This is a genomic window from Pseudorhodoplanes sp. (genome assembly GCF_046289595.1).
Lineage (GTDB): Bacteria > Pseudomonadota > Alphaproteobacteria > Rhizobiales > Xanthobacteraceae > Pseudorhodoplanes.
On record NZ_JBKBVB010000047.1, the window covers coordinates 1 to 18,246 of the forward strand.

At 63.9% G+C, this 18,246-nt stretch carries 17 protein-coding genes; 1 reads left to right on the forward strand and 16 read right to left on the reverse strand.

The window, feature by feature from the left end; translation table 11 throughout:
- Positions 1–182: 182 nt before the first annotated feature.
- From ACK41X_RS11700 to ACK41X_RS11765, 14 genes are all read right to left on the reverse strand, one after another.
- On the reverse strand, positions 183–1,715 hold the full coding sequence (locus ACK41X_RS11700; protein WP_409723057.1) for a Do family serine endopeptidase: 1,533 nt from the start codon (positions 1,713–1,715) through the stop codon (positions 183–185).
- A gap of 234 nt (positions 1,716–1,949) precedes the next feature.
- The gene (locus ACK41X_RS11705; protein ID WP_409723060.1) at positions 1,950–2,441 is read right to left on the reverse strand and encodes a cytochrome c-type biogenesis protein; all 492 of its coding nucleotides are present in this window, start codon (positions 2,439–2,441) and stop codon (positions 1,950–1,952) included.
- A 5-nt stretch (positions 2,442–2,446) separates the two neighbouring features.
- Positions 2,447–4,426: a heme lyase CcmF/NrfE family subunit gene (locus tag ACK41X_RS11710; protein WP_409723063.1), complete on the reverse strand. Its 1,980-nt coding sequence runs from the start codon at positions 4,424–4,426 to the stop codon at positions 2,447–2,449.
- Positions 4,423–4,884 (reverse strand): cytochrome c maturation protein CcmE, encoded by a 462-nt coding sequence (gene ccmE, locus ACK41X_RS11715; RefSeq protein ID WP_409723066.1) that lies wholly within the window; start codon positions 4,882–4,884, stop codon positions 4,423–4,425. The genes ACK41X_RS11710 and ccmE overlap by 4 nt, the downstream gene beginning before the upstream one ends.
- 6 nt (positions 4,885–4,890) lie before the next feature.
- Positions 4,891–6,036 carry a c-type cytochrome biogenesis protein CcmI gene (gene ccmI / locus ACK41X_RS11720; RefSeq protein WP_409723069.1) on the reverse strand — a complete coding sequence of 382 codons (1,146 nt, stop codon included), beginning with the start codon at positions 6,034–6,036 and terminating at the stop codon, positions 4,891–4,893.
- A gap of 179 nt (positions 6,037–6,215) precedes the next feature.
- The gene (locus ACK41X_RS11725) at positions 6,216–7,619 is read right to left on the reverse strand and encodes a hypothetical protein (RefSeq protein ID WP_409723072.1); all 1,404 of its coding nucleotides are present in this window, start codon (positions 7,617–7,619) and stop codon (positions 6,216–6,218) included.
- Between the two features lie 83 nt (positions 7,620–7,702).
- Positions 7,703–8,179, reverse strand: coding sequence for an RT0821/Lpp0805 family surface protein (locus ACK41X_RS11730; protein ID WP_409723075.1), 477 nt, complete (start codon positions 8,177–8,179; stop codon positions 7,703–7,705).
- Between the two features lie 145 nt (positions 8,180–8,324).
- Positions 8,325–9,692: an ATP-binding protein gene (locus ACK41X_RS11735; protein ID WP_409723077.1), complete on the reverse strand. Its 1,368-nt coding sequence runs from the start codon at positions 9,690–9,692 to the stop codon at positions 8,325–8,327.
- Between the two features lie 56 nt (positions 9,693–9,748).
- Positions 9,749–10,417: a response regulator transcription factor gene (locus tag ACK41X_RS11740; protein ID WP_409723080.1), complete on the reverse strand. Its 669-nt coding sequence runs from the start codon at positions 10,415–10,417 to the stop codon at positions 9,749–9,751.
- An 18-nt stretch (positions 10,418–10,435) separates the two neighbouring features.
- On the reverse strand, positions 10,436–10,771 hold the full coding sequence (locus ACK41X_RS11745; protein ID WP_409723082.1) for a PepSY domain-containing protein: 336 nt from the start codon (positions 10,769–10,771) through the stop codon (positions 10,436–10,438).
- A 113-nt stretch (positions 10,772–10,884) separates the two neighbouring features.
- A complete protein-coding gene (locus tag ACK41X_RS11750; RefSeq protein ID WP_409723085.1) occupies positions 10,885–11,562 on the reverse strand; it encodes a nitroreductase family protein in 678 nt (225 codons plus the stop codon).
- A 69-nt stretch (positions 11,563–11,631) separates the two neighbouring features.
- A complete protein-coding gene (locus ACK41X_RS11755; RefSeq protein WP_409723088.1) occupies positions 11,632–12,066 on the reverse strand; it encodes a hypothetical protein in 435 nt (144 codons plus the stop codon).
- A gap of 1 nt (position 12,067) precedes the next feature.
- Entirely contained in the window at positions 12,068–13,090 is a 1,023-nt protein-coding gene (locus ACK41X_RS11760) for a glycoside hydrolase family 108 protein (protein ID WP_409723091.1), read from the reverse strand.
- Between the two features lie 70 nt (positions 13,091–13,160).
- Complete coding sequence (locus ACK41X_RS11765) at positions 13,161–13,724, reverse strand: hypothetical protein (RefSeq protein WP_409723094.1); 564 nt, start codon at positions 13,722–13,724, stop codon at positions 13,161–13,163.
- 171 nt (positions 13,725–13,895) lie between these two features.
- Between ACK41X_RS11765 and ACK41X_RS11770 the strand changes: the two genes are divergently transcribed.
- Positions 13,896–15,239, forward strand: a complete 1,344-nt coding sequence (locus ACK41X_RS11770) for a UDP-glucose dehydrogenase family protein (protein WP_409723097.1) — start codon at positions 13,896–13,898, stop codon at positions 15,237–15,239.
- Here the strand turns inward: ACK41X_RS11770 and ACK41X_RS11775 are convergent.
- Complete coding sequence (locus ACK41X_RS11775; protein WP_409723100.1) at positions 15,230–16,672, reverse strand: hypothetical protein; 1,443 nt, start codon at positions 16,670–16,672, stop codon at positions 15,230–15,232. The genes ACK41X_RS11770 and ACK41X_RS11775 overlap by 10 nt on opposite strands.
- Before the next feature lie 113 nt (positions 16,673–16,785).
- A complete protein-coding gene (locus ACK41X_RS11780; RefSeq protein WP_409723103.1) occupies positions 16,786–18,225 on the reverse strand; it encodes a DUF2793 domain-containing protein in 1,440 nt (479 codons plus the stop codon).
- Positions 18,226–18,246: the final 21 nt, after the last annotated feature.

Here is an 18,246-nt window from a genome sequence, read left to right on the forward strand (position 1 = left end):
AACAGAGCGGTAAGGCCCCCTCTGGGTTTGCGGGGGCGGATCCCACGGTCCGCCTCGCTTTGTTTGCGGGGGCGGACCCCATGTTCCTCCCCCAGGGTTTCGTGGCACCGGCGGGGGCGACGGTAGCCGGAGACACGTCCCTTTCGGATGGGGTGCGGCGGCACGCGCCGCACCCGGTCTCGTCACGCGCGCCCGGCGGGCAGCGCCACGAAGCGGGTGCCCTCACCCGACTTCACGCGCATCAGCACGGTGCGCTTGTCGTCCTTGCGCGCCTCTTCGAGCGCCTTGCGGACATCGGCCGGATTTGAAACCGCCTTGCCCGCGACTTCGAGGATCACGTCGCCGGTCTTCAGACCACGCTCCCCGGCCGGACTGTTCGGCAGCACACGGGTCACCACGACGCCTTCGTTACCCGAACCGGCAACGGACGAAGCCGGCGCAAGTTGCAGGCCGAGCGTCAACTCCTCGCGCGCCGGACCGCCGCGCTCATCGCCGCCGCGGCGGCTGAGCTCCGTCGGAGCCGGCAATTCGCCGAGCTTCACGTTGACGGTCTTCTCCGAGCCGCGCTGCAGGATGGTCAGGCGGACATCGTTGCCCGGCGCCATCTGACCGATGCGGCGCGACAGCTCTCGGGCATTGGCAATACGCTCACCGTTGACCGCAACGATCACGTCGCCGGACTTGATGCCGGCCTTTACCGCGGGGCTGTTCGGAGCGGGCTCGGCGACCAGCGCGCCGTCGGTGCTCTTCAGGCCCATGCCGTCGGCGATGTCCTGGGTGATCGGCTGAATCTGCACGCCGATCCAGCCCCGGGTGACCGAACCCTTCTCGCGCAGCTGCGTGACCACCGAGTCCACGGTCGCCGCCGGGATCGCAAAGGCGATGCCGACATTGCCGCCCGACGGCGAGAAAATCGCCGTATTGACGCCGACGACGTTGCCGTCGATGTCGAAGGTCGGGCCACCCGAGTTGCCCTTGTTCACCGGGGCGTCGATCTGCAGGAAGTCGTCATAGGGACCGGCGCCGATGTCACGGCCGCGCGCCGAAACGATGCCTGCGGTCACGGTCGAGGACAGGCCGAACGGATTGCCGACCGCCAGCACCCAGTCACCGATGCGCGGCGCCTGAGAGGCAAGCTTGGCATAGGGGAAGTTGCCGCCGTCGACCTTGATCAGCGCGAGATCGGTGCGGGGATCGGTGCCGATCACCTTTGCCGTGTAGATCTTGCCGTCGTCGGTCTGGACCTCGACCTCGTCGGCGCGATCGACCACGTGATTGTTGGTCACCGCATAGCCGTCAGCGGAGATAAAGAAGCCGGAACCCTGGCCGGACGTGCGCTGGCGCGGGCCGCGCGGCATGCCGGGAATGCCGCGGTTCGGCATATCCGGGAACATGTCCTCGCCGAAGCGACGGAAGAAACGTTCGAAGCCCTGCGGCAGCTGGTCCTCGAACGAGGAATTCTGCGGACCCGCATTCACTTTGACACGGACCGAAATAACCGCGGGTTTCACTTTCTCGACAATGTCGGCAAATCCGACGGGGCGCTGCACGGTCTGCGCCTGCTGGGTCACGTTCTGCGCAATGGCCGCATTGCGCGACGCGTCGGGCGCGACAAACAAGGCCGCAGCACCGAGGCTCAGGATCGTCGTTCCGAGCAACAAAGCCCGGCGTCCGCGGAGGAAGCCGCCCGGGCTGGGAGGCGTGGTTGGTGTCATGTGGTTAAACTCCATCTTCGTCATTTCGGGACGTGCCGGGAGGGCTTCGCTTGGGAGAGTTCCTGGGGACGATTCCCGGCGCCGTTCGAGACTGAAGATGGGGGTTGCCGCCTTACGGCCACCTGTCGGGCGGATTAAACTTTGGTAATGGGGACAATGAGCGAAATATATGCGCGCTCAACCACTTAACCGCGAACGTGAGGGATTGGCTTAAAACCGGCGGCGGCGATGGACTCAACCGCGGGTGCGCGGGTCGCGCTCAAGCAATTCGGCAATGCGGCGCTCTTCCTCCGCGCTCAGCCGGCCGCCTGCGACGACAGCGTCAGGCCCCGCCCCCTGCCGCCGTCGCAGCGCAGCCACCAACACAATCGCGCCACCGAACAACAGAGCCGCTGGCAAAATCCACAACAGCATCGTCTTGGCATTCACCGGCGGCTTGAGCAGGACGAAATCGCCATAGCGGGCGGTCAGGAAATCCATCACCTCCCGATCGCTGTCGCCGGCCTTGAGCCGCTCACGCACAAGAAGGCGCAGATCGCGCGCCAAGGGTGCGTCTGAATCGTCGATCGACTGGTTCTGGCACACCATGCAGCGCAATTCGCGCGACAGGTTGCGCGCCCGTTCTTCGAGTTTCGGGTCGGACAAAATCTCGTCGGGCAGCACCGCGTGAAGCGGCGTCGTATACAGCAGCGCGAGCAGAGCCAATGCGATTTGCAGGCGTCGCATCGCGTTCACTCCGCCGGCTGCAGTTTCGGCTTTCTCGCAGCCCGCGGCGCACCGACCCGCAGCCGCCGGTCGGACAGCGAGAACAGCCCGCCGATCACCATCACGACCGTACCGAGCCAGATCAGAAGCACCAGCGGCTTGTGATAGGCGCGCACAGCGATCGAACCGTCATCATTGGCATCGCCAAGCGAGAGATAGACCTGGCTGAACCCGCGCGTCAGCAGGGCGGCTTCGGTGGTCGAGGAACTGCGCGCGGTGAAGGTGCGCTTCGACGGCTCCATCGCCCCGATCACACGGCCATCGGTCTTGACGGTGAATTTGGCGATCAGTTCGCGGAAATTCGGTCCCGGCCGCGACACCAGATTGTCGAAGGTAAGCTCATAGCCGCGCACCTCGATGGTCTGACCCGGCTTCATCGAGACGATACGCTCGGCCCCGTAATAGGCCTCTCCCGCAATTCCAAGCAGGGAAACGCCGAGACCGAAATGCGCGATTGCCGTGCCGATCGCCGAACGCGGCAAGCCGAACAGACGCCGCATCGACAGTTCGACGGGCTGCCGGAACAGGGCAATCCGCTCGGATATATCGACGAGCGCACCGGTCATTGCGAAGAACGCGACGCCGATCAGGAACGGCGCCAGCACCGGCCCGCCCTGCACGATGGCCACGGTCGCGCCCATCGCAACCAGCGCCACCACAAAGGCTGCGGTGAGCCGTTGCGCCGCGGCATAAAGGTCGCCGCGCTTCCAGGCCAGCAACGGCCCGAACGGCATTGCAATCATCAGCGGCAGGAAAAGCGGACCGAACGTCGCGTTGAAGAACGGCGCGCCGACCGAAATCTTGTCGCCGGTGAGCGATTCCAATGCGAGGGGATAAAGCGTGCCGACGAACACGGTGGCGCAGGCGGTGGACAGAAGGAGATTGTTGAGGACCAGCGCGCCCTCGCGCGAGATCGGCGCAAACAACCCGCCCTGTTTCAGCGCGGAGGCCCGCCACGCATAGAGCGCCAGCGACCCGCCGATGAAGAATACGAGAATGCACAGGATGTAGACGCCGCGGGTCGGATCGGACGCAAAGGTATGCACCGACGTGAGGACGCCGGAGCGGACGAGGAAGGTGCCAAGAAGCGACAGCGAGAAGGTCAGGATCGAGAGCAGGATGGTCCAGACCTTCAGCGCATTGCGCTTCTCCATCACCACGGCCGAATGCAGAAGCGCGGTGCCCGCGAGCCAGGGCATCAGCGACGCGTTCTCGACCGGATCCCAGAACCACCAGCCGCCCCAGCCGAGCTCGTAATAGGCCCAGTAGGAGCCCATCGAAATTCCGAGCGTGAGGAAACACCAGGCGGCCAGCGTCCAGGGCCGCACCCAGCGCGCCCAGGCCGCATCGATGCGGCCTTCGATCAGCGCGGCGACCGCAAACGAGAATGAGATCGAGAAGCCGACATAGCCGAGATACAGCAGCGGGGGATGGATCGCGAGCCCGATATCCTGCAGCACCGGATTGAGATCGCGGCCTTCGAACGGCGGCTGCGCGATGCGCATGAACGGATTGGAGGAGCCCAGAATGAACAGATAGAACGCGCCCGCGATCCAGGCCTGTACGCCGAGCACATTGGCCCGCAGCGTCTGCGGCAGGTTGCCGCCGAACAGCGCGACCAGCGCGCCGAACAGCGCCAGGATCAGCACCCAGAGCAGCATGGAGCCTTCGTGATTGCCCCATACGCCGCTGATCTTGTAGATCATCGGCTTCGCCGAATGCGAGTTCTCGTAGACGTTGAGAACGGAAAAGTCAGACGTCACGTAAAGCGCGGTCAGCGCCGCGAACGACACCGCGACGAACAGAAGCTGCACCACCGATACCGGCTCGGCGATGCCCATCAGCGTGCGGTCGTTCATCCTGGCGCCGGCGATCGGCAGCGTCGCCTGGATCAAGGCCAGCGCGAATGCCAGCACCAGCGCATAATGACCAATTTCGGCGATCATTGTTTTGCCGCGCCCTCTTTCTTCCCGTAATCGTCCTTCCAGTGACCCTGCCGCTTCAGCGCGTCGGCCACTTCCTTCGGCATATAGGTCTCGTCGTGTTTGGCGAGCACGGTATCGGCGCGAAACGAGGTCGCGTCGATCAGGGTGCCCTCAGCGACCACGCCCTGCCCTTCCCGGAACAGATCGGGGAGGATGCCACGATAGGTGACGCGCACGACGTTCTTGCCGTCCGTCACATCGAACACAGCGTCCACGTCCTTGCGCGTGATGGTGCCGGGCTGCACCAGGCCGCCGAGCCGGATGCGGGTGCCGGGCTGCACCTGCTTCTCGATGACGTCGGTCGGCGAATTGAAGAAGACGATGGAGTCGCGCAGCGCCGTCAGCACCAGAACGGCCGCCACAGCGAGCACCGCCCCGCCCGCCCCGATCAAAACCAGACGCCGCTGTTTGCGCGTCATGTCACATCACCCTTCGATCCCAAGACCCTTCGCAAGCTCGTCGAGGCGTTTGCGCTTCTCGGCGTCGTCGCCGATGGCCGCGCGCGCACTGATGAAAGCCTCCCGGGCCTTTTGCGTCTCTCCCATTACCACATAGGCGCGCACCAGCCGCAGCCAGCCCTCGAAATCGGACGAATCCGATTTCAGCCGCTCCGCCAGCCGGTCCACCATGCCGCGGACCATCTGCTGCCGCTGCTCCGGGGTCAGCTCCTTTGCCGCGGCGATATCCTCCTGCGTTGGTCCCGGCGCAGGCGCAACCGGTTCGACCGCGGGCGCGTCCGGGGAAACGCGCGCCAGCGAGCGCTGGATCAGCTGCCGGTAGGGCGCATTGGCCGGGGCCGCCGCGAGCATCGTCCGCCAAATCCGCGCCGCCTCATCCGGCCGCCCGTCCTGCTCCGCCGCAAGCCCGGTAAAATACTGCGCCTTCACGTTGTTCGCATCCGCCTTCAGCGCACGCTGGAAGGTCGCCTTGGCATCGGCAGTCACGACGCCGTTGGCGGCGGCAACCTGCGCCTCTCCCAGATCGGCCTCCCGCTCGGCAGTCGAGCCCATCAGACGGATGGTGTTGGCCCGCGCCCTGACCGCGTCGTTGAACCGCCCCATCCGCATATAGACCGGGGCCACCACCTGCCAGCCCTGACCATCGTCCGGATTTTTCTCGAGATGAGCCTCGACCTGAGCCACCATGCTTTCGATCGAACGGTTTTCCAACGGAGCATTGAGCCGCCCCGCCAGAGGTGCTCCCGGAAGCTGCGGCGAGCCCCAGTGCAAATACAGCCCGGCCGAGAGCGCCGGCAAAGCAATGAGCGCGACCAGTGCTGCCACTCGCCTGCGCCACAGCGGCGAGCCCGTGGCCGGTTCGCTTGCAGCCTTCGCGGACGCTTCGGCGGCGGCCAGCAACCGGCGCGAAATCTCAACCCGCGCCGCGTCCGCCTCCGCGGCGGCAATGAGACCGGATTTGCGGTCGCGCTCGATCTCATCGAGCTGGTCGCGGTAGACCGCCAGATCCTGGTCCTTTGCCACGGCCTCATCCGGCGGGCGGCGCGACAATGGCCACAGGACCGCAAAAATCGCCGCTGCGGTCATCAGCGCAAGGATCAGGAACAGGCTCATCGCGTCCGTTTACATCACCGGATCGCGGCGCACAAAGTACCGATCCGGTGATCGGAAAAGCCGCTATCGCGCGCCGATATGGGGATGAAACGCCTTTTTTTCGACGACGTGCGACACGGACGACAGGAAACCGGCGTTGCAAACGGCGGAATCGCCCGTCGTGGAACCCGCGGCGCGTCTCAGGACTTCGCCGCCCGGCGCTCGGCCGACACCGCGACATCGCGCGCCTTGAGCAGGAGCGTGGCATAATCGTCGCCAAACACCTTGCGGCAGAAGCGCACAGCAGCGTCGAGCTGGGACTGCCGGAACGGCCGGTCGGTGTCGCCTGCGACCCGCAGATTCTCGACAAGGGCGGACGTCGCCGGATCGAGGTAATGCTCGAGGTCGGACCAGGTCCGCGTGGTCAATTCACTGAGCGCCAGCTCCCCGGCATAGGCGCGGCAGGTATTGACGAACTCGATCTGCAATTCGGTTTCGCGCACATCGGTTTCGTCGAGCGCCGAATTGGGCGCAATTTCCTTGATCGGGCGCGGACGCAGGAGGCGGCGGACGCGGCCCGGCAGCGTCTCGATTTCGCCCTTGAGAAGGTCGGACACCTGGGTGCGCAAGGCTGCGAGCCCGCGCGCCCAGGCGGATTCGTGAGAGAAATTGATCTCCGAGCGCATGCCCCGCGCAGCGTCGTGGATGCTTTTCAGAAGTGCGCTCACGCCAAGGCCGCGGCCGGACCGCAATTCGGCTTTCAGTTCGTTGATCAGGCGCTGGATTTCCGCCAGCACGATATCGACGGTGATGGCATAGGGGGTTTCGGCAATCCGCGTCGCGCTATCGGTACCGGCTGCACGCCGGGCGAGCCGGATCAGCTGCCAGGGCGCGCCGAGCTTGCCCATGGTCATGACGAGAACGTAGACGAAGAGCGCCGGGCCGCCCGCGGCCGGCGATTCGATGATCGCCTTGACGGCATCGATATTGGTGTCGTCGAGGGACTTGATGTGGTTCGGAAGGTGGGCGGCAAAGGCCGCAAGGGTTTGCCTCGCTTTCAGCACGGTCAGGATCGCGGCGATATCGTCGAGCGCACGCGGTGTGCCGATCTGCCCGGCCAGCCGGCGCCGGACCTTTTCGTCGCTGCGCGCCGCAGCGATGGCCTCTTCGATGCGGACGATCGCGCGCTCCTGAAAGGCCTTGGCCAGCGCTTCGGCACGCGCAGCATCGTCGTCATCGAAGGCCGCGGCGACCTGATCGTTCACCGCCGTCACCTCTCCCGGCATCAGGTCGCGGCAAATCCATTCCCACACCGGTTGCAGAACCACACGGGCAATACGGCCGGGGTGATGGTGTGTCGCGGTATCGTCGACAAGGACGGGCTCGAGCGGCTGAAAGAACAGCCGGGACAGGCTGCCGGGCCGCTTCGGACGGGTATGGCCGCGGGCCGATCGGCGCAGCTCCTGAAGCACGATCTCCGCACCCGGCATCTCTTCGCCGCGCAACAGACCGCGCTCAAGCTCGGTCATCAACAGCGCACGCGCTCCAGGACTGAGCTCGCTCAGGAATTGCCGCAAACGCTCGACGAGCCGCCCGTCGGCCATAGGCACCGCCCACCACTACACCGGAAGCCCAGTTGATAGCGGCTGCGCGTTAAGAACGGGTTAGATATGCGCTTGGCCGAGGCTCAGACGAGCTGCCAGGTTCCATCAGGGTTGCGGCAGGCTTCGCCGCGCGCCACTTGCGGACGTCCATCAATATAGATCGTATGGGTGAAGCTGCGGCATGGCAGACCGCGCCGGTCGAATTGCGGTCCGGGGACGATGGTCCCGCGTCGTCCGGAATCCGGATTCTCCCACGCCACGGGCGCCCCCGGCGCGCCGCGATCGAGCGCTTCCATCTGGGCGTAATAGGCGCGCCGCTTGTCTTCGTCGTCCATCGCGGCACCGATCCGGTTGCCGATCAGACCACCGATCGCCGCACCCGCAACGCCTGCGGCAATCCGCTCGCCGGTTCCGCCGCCGATCTGCGAGCCGATGGCTGCACCTGCAAGAGCGCCGACCAGCGTGCCGGTATTTTCCCGTGGCCCGGTTCCGGTCGCGGGATCCCCCGCACAGCCGGCGACCAAAGCCGATACCGCGATGACGAATCCGATCGAACGCATGCCCCCTCCGGTGCTAATCCCCGTCGCCGCGCCGTGCACGGCAAGCGTTTACTAAACAACAGGGAATGCGGCATTTCATTGGCTGCCGCCGTCCGCGCGAGAAAGATATAGACACGAAAACTTAAGGAATTTTGCAGCCATCGCGTCAAGCGGCTGGCAGAACCAATTCGGCCCGCAGACCGCCCAGCGGCGCAGTTCCGAGTGCGAAAGTTCCGCCATAAAGCGCCGCCAGTTCCACCACGATCGACAGTCCAAGCCCCGATCCAGGCTTGGTCTCGTCGAGCCGGCGGCCGCGGCGGGCGACCTGCTCGCGTTCCGCAGCGGTCAGGCCCGGCCCGTCGTCATCGACGATGATGCGGATGGTGTCGCCGCCGTCCTCGGCGCGCTCCTTGAGAACCTCGATCACAACGCGCGACTGCGCCCATTTGCAGGCATTGTCGACCAGATTGCCAACCATCTCCTCCAGATCCTGCCTTTCCCCGCGGAACTGACCGTCCTCCGGCGCATCCACCCGCAACGTAAGATCCTTGTCACGGTGGGTCTTCTCCATCGTGCGCGCGATTGCATGAAGCACCGGCGCAACGTCTGTGACCGTCCCAACGACAGACAAGCGCGCCGCCATGCGTGCGCGCTCAAGATGCCGCGTGATCTGATCGCGCATCACATCGGCCTGTTCGCGCACCTTTTGCGCGAGCGGGTCGTCGCTACGCGCTGCCGCTTCGTTCATGACAACGGAAAGCGGTGTCTTCAGCGCATGGGCGAGATTGCCGACATGGGTTCGTGCGCGCTCGACGATCTCCCGGTTGGCGTCCAGCAAGGCATTGGCTTCGCGTGCAAGCGGGGCGATCTCCACCGGAAACTTGCCTTCCAGCCGTTCCGCCTGCCCCGAGCGGATGGCGGCGAGCTGCTGCGAAATCCGTTTCAGCGGGGCAAGACCGAACTGGACCTGAAATGCGGTGGTCAGCAGAAGGACCAGCGCCAGCGCACAGAAGGTGATGAACAGCGCGCGATTGAAGCTTCTGATATCGTCTTCGATCTCCGCTGCGTCGCCTGCGACCGCAACGAGAAACGTGCCTTCCTCGCCAAGGTCGATATTGCGCTCCACCATGCGAAGCTTCTGATCCTCCGGGCCGGTGACGTAACCGGACCGCACGCTCAGCGCGGATACCGCATCGCCGCGCGGCAGCACCGGCAGGCCGCCGTCCCACAGCGAGCGCGAGGCGCGCATCTCCGGCTTTTGCGTATCGATGCGCGTCACCTGCCAGTACCAGCCGGAAAGCGGGAGATCGAATAGCGGTTCGGTCACCGCATCCGGAAGCCGTTCGTCAGGGGTTTCGGGATTGGCGAGATCGGCAACCAGGGTGCGCAGATAGACCTGCAGCCGCCCATCGAAGGCGCGCTCGACGGCGTCGCGATAGAGCGAGGAGAGAACGATGCCGGTGACCAGCACGATCGCAAGCGTCCAGCCGGCCGCCCACAGGAACAGCCGCAGCGCCAGCGAATTCGCGCGCATCGGACGACTACGCGTCCCTCGCCCGCATGCGGGGGAGGCTTAGGAGGGAAAGAAACTCAGCGCGCATCGGGAGGAGTCAGGAGATAGCCAAGACCGCGCACGGTCTGGATCACGTCGACGCCGAGCTTCTTGCGGATGCGGCCGACGAAGACCTCGATGGTGTTGGAATCGCGGTCGAAATCCTGGTCGTACAGATGCTCGACCAGCTCGGTGCGCGACACCACGCGGCCGGTATGATGCATAAGGTAGGACAGCAGCCGGTATTCATGGCTGGTCAGCCGCACCGGATTGCCGTCGACGGCAACCCGCCCGGTGCGGGTGTCGAGGCGAACCGGACCGCAATTGAATTCGCTTTTGGCGTGACCGACGGAGCGGCGCAGCAGCGCCCGAACCCGCGCCAGCACCTCCTCCATATGAAAGGGCTTGGGCACATAGTCGTCGGCGCCGGCGTCGAAACCCTGGACCTTGTCGCTCCAGCGGTCGCGCGCGGTCAGCATCAGCACCGGCATGGCGCGTCCCGCCCGCCGCCAGGCTTCCAGTACGGAAATGCCGTCCATCTTGGGCAGGCCAATATCGAGGATCACCGCATCGTAGGGCTCGGTCTCGCCGAGGTAATGCCCTTCCTCGCCGTCGAATGCGCGATCGACCACGTAACCTGCGTCGGTCAACGCGGTTGCGAGCTGGCGGTTGAGGTCGGGATCGTCCTCGATGACGAGGAGACGCAAGGCGGAACACCCTCCGGATCAGCCGCCGTCGGTGAGCAGACCGCTGGTCGCATCGACGGTGGCGCGTGTGACTTTGCCATCCTGCGCGAGCAATGTCAGCAGGTAGACCAGCCCTTTTGGCCCCTTGCAGAGCCTGGCGTCAACTACATCCGTCTTCCGGGCGCGCGCCGCGCGAATGGCCTTCGACAGGGGAACCACCTTGCCGCTGGCGGCGACGCTGCGGCGCTGGGCGGGGGTGAGGCATTGTGATTTGCCCGCCTTGGCCTGGGCAAGCACTGTCAGTTCCGCGGCCGCGGCCGCACGGACAGCGAAGGCCGTATCGAGCGATGCAGCAGCCGTGGCAGCAGCCAGCAAGGCCGCGCAGAGAATCGGTATTCGAGGTGACATTGAACGCGTTTAGAGGTCGGCCCGTGAATGCCGGGTGAATATGGGTGCGGTACAGGCGCGACGTGAAGGCGCCACGAACACTAAGTCGTGAAGCCGGAAAAGCGCGCATAATCGGATAACGGTGCGCGCGGCGACCGCCAGCTGTTGATCGGCGCGCTCTCGTCGGCATAGCCGAGCGCCATGCCAAAATAGAGCATCATGTGCGGGGGGAGTTCGAGGAAGGCCGGCACCGTGATGTGCCAGGAGGCCCAGGCCTGTTGCGCGCAGCTGTGCAGGCCGTAGCCGCGCGCGACGAGCATGACGGTCTGGATCAGGCCGCCGAGATCGGAATGCTGGGCGACCCCGAGACTGCGGTCGATCGAAAAGAAGATGCCGACCGGCGCGCCGAAAAATTCGAAATTGCGCGCATATTGCCGGTAGCGCGCCGGCTTGTCTTCCCGTGGCACGCCAATCGACTTGTAGAGGAGTTCGCCGACCTCAAAGCGCCGCTTGCGGTAGGTCGCATTCATCTCCGGCGGATAGATCGTATATTCGGTGCCCTCGCCGCGCGGCAGCTCGTTCATGCGCGGCGCGAGCAGTGCCTTCAGCGCCTCCACCCGCTCGCCTGCAATCACATCGATCCGCCACGGCTGCATGTTGCCCGCCGACGGCGCGCGCGCCGACAGCTCGATAATCTCGCGCACAGTCTGTTCGGGAATCGGCGTCGGCAGGAAAGCGCGGCAGGAATAGCGGGAGGCGACGGCGTCGCGGACATTCATCAAGGCAGGCTCCGTTAGACAACACGGTCATACGAAACCGCCTTGTCATCGCCAAGCCCGTTTGATGATTCACCCCCGCCCCATCACGAACACACGCGCCACCTTCTCGAACGGGCGCGCGATGAAGAACGACAGGATGATCGCCTGTTCGTAGCCGTCATAGGGCGGCGGCAATTTGGCGATGCCCCAGCCGAAGCGGAAGGTGGAATCCAGCACGATCGCGCCGAAATGCAGAACGCACGGATAGACGATCAGCGGGCGCACCCAGGCCGTCACCCACCAGCCCCGGTCGGCCTCGATGAGCTTCGCCTGCTCCTTGCGCGCCTCGATCTGCGCATTGACCTGAGCAATCGCAATTTGAGTATCGCCCGCAACACCGGTCTGATAGCGGGCGAGATCGTCGCTCGCTCGGCGCTGCAGGAGATCGGCGATACGCGACAGCAGCGCGTCGAGCGCGCCGCCGCCGAGCAGGCCGAGAAGCTTGAACAGGATCTGCGCCATCATCTCAGCAATCCTTGCTGCCGACCCGGCCTGTGGTGACGAGCCGCAACGCGACGGTGACGATACCGATCGCGGCAATGATCTTCAGCGCATGCTCCGGTGGCAGCAGCGGCGCGATATCGACGAATTGGAACGCATCGAGAAGATCGAGCGTCGCGCCGGCGAGCGTGACGGCGCCGCCGAAAATGAGCGTTCGCCAGCCTTTGAGCCTGTCGCGCACCGATGCGAAGACGGCTTTCATCCTGCTCCGCCGCTCGGACTCAAGCGCGGGCGCGCTTTGCCGGTCGCGATGCCACCGGCTCCATCCGGCCCATAACGCGACGGCGAGAATCAAGCCGGCCCCGGCAATGGCCGCAATCAACCACCACGACGCGCCGGATGCCGCTGCGGCCTGCGCCGCTCCGCCGCCGGCCACCACGGCGCCCGCGGCGGTCGCGGTCCGCGCCGCGTTCGGGGCCGGCACGCGGCCCTTCCCGGTCGCCGCGCCGGAAGCGGAGGGCATGCCTGCGGCTCCCCGCGCCATGGCCAAGGCATCGCGCCGCACCTCGGCGACGCGGCGGCTCCAGCCGACGCCGAAGACCGGCCAGGTCCGCAAGGCTTTCAGAAAGGCCAGCCGCTCATCGCAAAGCCGCTCGATCAGGTTCGCCGCATTCGTGCGACGCGCAGCCGCGATCACCGCATCGGTCATCGCCGTGCCGTGGCCGATGCCCAGAAGCCGTTGCATGACCCGCGCCGCACGCCCGATACCGGAATTCACGCCATAATCGAACACGGCATAATCGAGTCCCGCCGGCAGTTCGTCGCAGCGCAGCGCATGCCAGTAGCGCGCACGGTAGATTTTCGCTGCATCCGCAACCTTCATCGCGCGCACATCGGCCGCGGTGCCGTTCGCATCAATGTAGCGGCGGTAATCGTGTATCGTAATGCCGAAGTTGGTCGGCCCGCCGGGGTCGGAGGGATGATTGCTGTAACCGCCTTCGTGCTTGAGCACGCGCGCAAGCGCGGCGTCGAAATTTCCTGCTGCCATGACGTCGTTCCCGATACAAAAAAGCCGCGCGGATGCGCGGCTGATGCGATCAATTGTGCGGAGCGGATTTTCACACAGGCGTCGTCTGCAACGCCTTGACCTCGGCGAGTACCTGCACGTGCAGCGCCGGATCGTCGTCGACCGCGCTGTGGATGGCCGGGACCTGCCGCTGGATCAGCGCGCCCTTGAAACCGGGCGCGGCTTTCAGAACCCCGCGGCCGAGCGGACTGACCTTCTGGTAGAAGCACAATGCGCGCGTGACATTCTCCGGCACCGGCGGCGGCCCGAAGAGGACGCGAAAGCTGGTCGGATCGAAACACACCAGAAGCGGCACCGCGATCTGCGCCGCTGCGAGGTCGACCGCCACCTTCAGCGCCGCATCCGCGCCCATCGAATGACCGATCAGTACCGGCCGTGCACCCTTGGCCGCCGCATCGCGCGCGGCTTGTGCGATCGCCCCGACGCCGCCATAGGGCCGCAGGAACGAGCCCTGTTCGTGCACGCTCGCCTTCACCCCTTGCGCATGAAGCTTTCCCGCAAGGCGGTCGAGGCCGCCGGAAAAGCAAAAGGGCCGGCCACCGGCCAGCCCACGAATGAGAAAGGCGCGCAGCGGCGCACCATCAAGATTGGTCATCGGCTCTTGCACCCTTCAGCGTTTAAGAAGGTTTCGTGACAGTGCCGGCAAAGACCAAAGGCTTGGTCTTGCCTAAGCTGCGCCCTGTCGGTACAGGTCCGGCATGCGGCATCTTGGCCGCACGCGAGGGACCGATCATGTGCCGCACGGGCCCCGCTCCGGAGAGGCTTCATGCGCATTGCGATGATTGGTTCGGGCTATGTCGGCCTGGTTTCGGGAGCGTGCTTTGCCGATTTCGGCCATCAGGTCGTGTGCGTCGACAAGGACGCCCGCAAGATCGATGCGCTGAAACAGGGCAAGATGCCGATCTACGAGCCCGGCCTTGCCGAACTCGTCGGCAACAACGTGCGCCAGAACCGCCTGGCCTTCACCACCGGTCTTGAGGAGCCGGTATCGCAGGCCGATGCGGTGTTCATCGCCGTCGGCACGCCCTCGCGGCGCGGCGACGGCCATGCCGACCTCACCTATGTCTACGATGCGGCCCGCGAGGTGGCGCGCGCGCTCGACGGCTTCACCGCCGTCATCACCAAGTCCACGGTGCCGGTCGGTACCGGCGACGAGGTCGAGCGGGTGATGCGCCAGACCCGGGCCGACGCGGATTTCGCCGTGGTGTCGAACCCGGAATTCCTGCGCGAGGGTGCTGCGATCCGCGACTTCAAGCATCCGGACCGCATCGTGATCGGCACCGAGGACGAGCGCGCCAAGGCAGTGATGGCGGAAATCTACCGGCCGCTTTATCTCAATCGCGCGCCGATCATGTATACCGAGCGCCGCACCGCCGAACTGATCAAATACGCGGCCAATGCATTCCTCGCCACCAAGATCACCTTCATCAACGAGATGGCCGATCTCGCCGAAAAGGTCGGCGCCGATGTGCAGGAAGTCGCGCGCGGCATCGGGCTCGACAACCGGATCGGATCGAAATTCCTGCATGCCGGGCCGGGCTTCGGCGGTTCCTGCTTTCCGAAGGATACGCTGGCGCTGATCAAGACGGGCCAGGATTACGAGGCCCCGCTGCGCATTGTGGAGACCGTCGCCGCGGTCAACGACCAAAGGAAGCGCGCGATGGCGCGCAAGGTGCTCGCCGCCGCCGGCGGCTCGCTGCGCGACAAGACCGTTGCCGTGCTCGGCCTCACTTTCAAGCCGAACACCGACGACATGCGCGATTCACCCTCGATCCCGCTGATCACCGCGTTGCAGGACATGGGCGCGCAGGTGCGCGCCTACGATCCCGAAGGCATGGAGCAGGCCCGCGAGGTGCTGCCCGGCAACGTCACCTATGCCGACAGCGCTTACGCCTGCGCGCAAGGCGCCGACGTGCTGGTCATCGTCACCGAATGGGAGCAGTTCCGCGCGCTTGATCTCGAAGCGATCAAGGCGGCGATGAAGGCGCCGGTGATGGTCGATCTTCGCAACATCTATCCGCCGGACGAAGCCGCCAAATACGGCTTTGCCTATACGGGGATCGGCCGTGCGCCGGTGGCGCGGAACCGGCGACTGCCGGGCTATTCATGAGCTATGCCTATTCCTGAAATAAATTCGAGCAAATAGTCACGCCACACGACTGGTTCTTGAAATTCAATCAAACCTTCTGGTTTCCAGATAAATTCTTCCTCTTGGCTATATCGGTCGTAATGCGAATGCCATCCACTAGATTTTAACTCAGGCGCATATCTCGGAAGCCGCTCTGCAAAAATCTTCTTGCGTGCATGCTCCGGACTACGAAGGGGATAGTGCTTTAGCAAAAATTTATATGGAAAGACTTTGCGGCCATTGAACTGAACATCATGTCCGCCGCCCTTGGACAGCGACACTCGTCTGTCTCCTTGCTTCCACACCTTCGTTTGGAGAAAGTGTCCAGGACGCTTACCAAATTCAAACATCGTAAGAGTTTGCTCAAGCTTGCATCCACTAACAAAACTGGCACTTATTGGCCGGAAGTCGATGACCGTAAAATCAATGGCATTGAATCCACAGCGGTCAGCGATCCACAGCCCAGACCTGAATGACTTACGCGGCCACGGAGCGCACCTGATCTCATCGCTGTCATGATGCACAATCCAACGATCCGGATAGGTCACGGCTATCTCAGCCTTTCTATCCAACGTCGCAGCCCAATTAAAGCCCATCGCCTGATCGGAAGGAAATCGTTCTACAGCCAGCCCAGGACGATACCTGCTCAAAGATTGGAGCGTCTCGAATGTTCCATCTTGCGACCAGTTGTCGAGCACACGGACATCGATTCCATCGTCAAGCATCTTGGCGGTGGTCTCAACAATAATTTCTCCGTCATTGAAGGTTGCAAAAATCGCTACCGGTCGAAATTCATCTGGTGGAATTTCGACGATTGATGCAACAAGACGATCGATAACAGCAATGATCGTCTTCTTTTCCCGGGAAATACTACTGTTGACGGTCAAACCGGCAAAAGCTACCGATAAACCCGCGCCTTCTAGCAGACTCAAGAATTCATCGAGGTTCCATTCTTGAACATGCGCCGGATTTGGCGGGAGGGCAACATGGTGTTCGCCGCGAACTAAATCGCGTTCGGGTGTAGTAATTATTACCGCATGGACAAGCCGACTCAGGTCGCCTAGCAGGGTCAGCAGCCCTCTCGGATCAAGCAAATGTTGTATTACGTCCGCGCAAATTACAATTGACCTCCGAAGAATAACTTCAGGAATATTAATTTTATGAGCCATCTCTAAGTCGGCCGGTATCCAAGTCACCGCCTGGAATCTTTGGGAGCAAGATTCCAAATTGAGGCCGAAATCAATCCGGGTTTTTTGACCAGAGCCGCAGCCAATATGAATGATTGTATCAGCCCCATACTTCACTGCTAGAAAAGCAGCCAATTCATAAGCATCGGGCTGATGAACAATTTCGCCATCCCCTCGCGGGCGTTTGTCGAAATACTCAGCACGGTCTCTAGGTTGATAGACGCTCATGATGAAGAAGTTCGAATCCAATTATTAGCCCGCCGTTGTTCCCGTTATCCGCAATATGGTTCAATTAAGAGAAAAGCTAAAGCATCTTCAAGATTTGGGCGATCTATAAGCCATCACACATACTGCCCGCCACTCACCGTCGAGCCCGCGCTATCGCCCGGCAGATACGTCGGGCCTCCGGCAAGGACCGCCGCATTCGATTCGATGGTAAAGCGCGGGCCGGTGCCGGCGCCGGAGAATGTATTGCCGTTCACAAACATCGCCGAGCAGGTCGTGGCCCAGGCAAAGCCGTTCGGGAAATTCGGCGTGCCGGTCAATGTGATGGTGCGGCTTTGCACGCGGATCACGCCGCAGCCCACCGTATTCCAGTGCGACTGCCCAGCGTTCCCCACGATCGCATAATTCCCCTCGCACAGAATGCGCCCCTGGTCGTCGGCGCGGATCTGGTGCTGCGCGGTCGCCGCGATCCGCAGCCCCGAGAAATAGATGACGCCGCCGCGCGCCGCCTGCAAACAGCCGCGGGTGGACGAGCTCAGCTCCATGTCCCGCACTCCAAGAAAGGCGCCGGCTTCCGCCGTGAAGGTATAATGCATGGCGCTCGCCACCTGCACGTTGCCGGGCGATACCGCATTGCCCCGGAAGATGACGCGGCCCGCCCCGACCTGCGCGCCCACCACATGCACGCCCTCGGCGTAGCTGCCGTCGGCCACCTGCACAGTCACGTCATGTCCGCCGAGATCGAGCGTGCCGAAAATCACATCGGCGGCCTTCTGCAGGGTCGCAAAGGCCCCGCCCGTATCGTTGCTCAAGCCGTCATTGGCGTCGTTGCCGTCGGTTCGCACAAAATAGGTTCGTGGCGCGGTGAGCCGCTCGCGCGCGCCGGCAATGCCGCAGGGAAAGCTCACGCGGCCGTCGGCGACAGTCACGACCATTGCCTCGCGCCAGCTCGCGCCGTCGTCCGAAACCTTCAGGCGCAGGTCGTCGTCGCCGGCAAGTCCGATTTCGGCGCGTCCGGAATAGCCGGTCTGGAACAGCAGCGAGACCGTGTTGCCGGCGGCTTCCTTGTTCAGCTTGTAGCGCAGATCGCCGTCGCCGCCTTCGCTGCCATAGCGCGCGGTGCACAACACGTTGTTGAGCTTGGCTGAAAGCGGGTTGGTCTCGTCCGCGGCAGTGGCAATCCCGAGCCTGGCTACGTTCTGAAGAATTGCATTTTCGCCGAGCAGCCGGACCCAGGCCGCGCCGTCGAAAACCAGCACCACATTCTGGTCTTCGACATAGCAGAGCCACCCGGCGCGCGGGATGTGGAAGGCCCAGCCGCCGTCGCGAAAATGCGCGATCTGGTCGTCCTTGCCGGCAAACGCACCGGTGCCGGTTGGCTGTACCAGGTAGCGATCGCCGTCTTCGGGGGACTCCGGAGGCGTTGAAAGACCGCGACTTCTGACCGAAAGCATGATCAGCGCGTCGAGAATGCGCAGCGCTTCGTTGTGGGTGACATGCTTCTGCGCCTGCGCCGCGGCGATCATGGGCAGGCCGAGATGGACCGTTTCGCTCATATCGATTTTCCGTTATTGCGT